The following is a 1817-nucleotide window of genomic DNA, read 5'->3' as shown; positions in this document are numbered from 1 at the left end:
CGCGCTCACCTTTCATGCTTTTCTCGGCCTGACGCTCCCGTTCGGCACGCTTTCGGGCCTTGCGCTGTGCAATGAGGCTCGCGGCTTCGCCACCCACATGAACTTCCCCGCGCCGTTCGGCCAGACGAATCTGGCGTTCGCGCTCGGCAAAGCGGGCTTTCTGGTCTTCGGTCAGCGACCCGATGCACTGATGGCAGCTCACGCCCTGCTGGTATTCCGGGCGCTGCTTGTCAGCTTCCGTAATCGGACGGCGGCAGGCATGACACTGATCATATTCACCCCGTTCCAGCCGGTGGTTCACCGTTACCCGGTCATCGAACACAAAACACTCACCGCGCCACAGGCTTTCCTGCTCGGGCACTTCCTCCAGATATTTCAGGATGCCGCCCTTCAGGTGATACACCTCGTCAAAGCCCTGCTCCTTCAGGTAGGCGGTGGATTTTTCACAGCGAATGCCGCCGGTGCAGAACATGGCGACTTTCTTGTGGCGGCCAGGCTCAAGATTCCGTTTCACATAGTCCGGGAATTCGCGGAAGGTGTCGGTAGCCGGATTCTGTGCGTTTGCGAAGGTGCCGATTTCGACCTCGTACTGATTGCGGGTATCGACCACCAGCACGTCAGGGTCGGAAATCAGGGCGTTCCAGTCTCTGGGTTCAACGTAGGTGCCGACAATACGCTTGGGGTCGATACCATCCACACCCATGGTGACGATTTCTTTCTTGAGCTTGACCTTGGTGCGCTTGAACGGCTGGATATCAACAAAGGATTCTTTGTAGTCGATGCCACCAAAGCGGCCGTCGGAATCCAGCCAGGCCTTGATGAGGTCCACACCGCCGCGGGGACCGGCAATGGTGCCGTTGATGCCTTCCCGGGCGAGCAGCAGGGTGCCGCAGACATTGTGCTGATGCATCAACTGCAAAAGAGGACGGCGAAGGGACTGGTAATCATTCAGTTCGGCAAAACTGTAAAGCGCACAGACAACAACGTTCTGGCTCATAAACCTGGTTTCCTCTGCGGGCCGGATCGTAAATCCGGAGCATGTATTTCAGCTCTCGCTGCGCCGGCTACTGACTGGCAAGCTCGCGCTCAACCACCGCTGACAGCTGACCCCAGCCGGGCCGGGGCAGCAGGATGTTGTCAACGAAAACTGTCGGCGTGCTGTTCACCCGAAGCTGCACGGCTACCTGGCGGCTGCGTTCGATCGCCTCAACGTGCAGTTCCGTATCCATGCAACGCTGGAACCGGCGGGTTTCAAGCCCCAGTTCATCGGCATAACGGGTGAACATGGCGGCCGCGCTGCCGGAGCCACTCCATTCATACTGGTTGTCGAAAAGCATATCGTGCATGGCCCAGAAGCTGCCCTGATCACCGGCACAACGGGCCGCCAACGCCGCTGGCACCGCATTCTGATGCTGCCGGAGGGGCAAGTCAAAAAACACGAACCGGACCTGACCCGACTCCACATACTGCTTCTTCAGCTTCTGGACAGCGCCGGTAAACTGCTGGCAGGCAGGACACTGATAGTCGGCGAATTCACGCACCACAACCGGGGCATCGGGGCTACCGACCGAGACACCGTACTGGTCGACCATCGCCGGAAAGGCTTTGGCCTCGGGTCCGGCGGTTGGCAAGGCATCGGATGTCGGGTCCGGCGTCGCGGTGATGACATAGACAATGGCAATCACCAGGAGCAGAACACCAGCGCCAAGGCCGATCATCAGGGGTTTCTGGCTTTTCTTCGCCTTCGGTGCGGCTGGCTGGCCGGTGTTCTTGCGACGCTTGGCTTCGCCCATGGGCGGAACTCCTTGAATATGCGG

Annotated in this window: 2 protein-coding genes; both read right to left on the bottom strand. The window is 59.4% G+C overall.

The window, feature by feature from the left end:
* Positions 1-997, bottom strand: a 997-nt coding sequence (locus VJ956_RS12040) for a rhodanese-related sulfurtransferase (RefSeq protein WP_324085252.1), incomplete at its 3' end; no start/stop codon positions are given.
* Between the two features lie 67 nt (positions 998-1064).
* Positions 1065-1793 (bottom strand): DsbA family protein, encoded by a 729-nt coding sequence (locus VJ956_RS12035; protein WP_324085250.1) that lies wholly within the window; start codon positions 1791-1793, stop codon positions 1065-1067.
* Positions 1794-1817: the final 24 nt, after the last annotated feature.

It is taken from the genome of Marinobacter sp., from assembly GCF_035268745.1.
Lineage (GTDB): Bacteria > Pseudomonadota > Gammaproteobacteria > Pseudomonadales > Oleiphilaceae > Marinobacter.
This window is presented reverse-complemented; position numbering and strand designations above follow the sequence as displayed.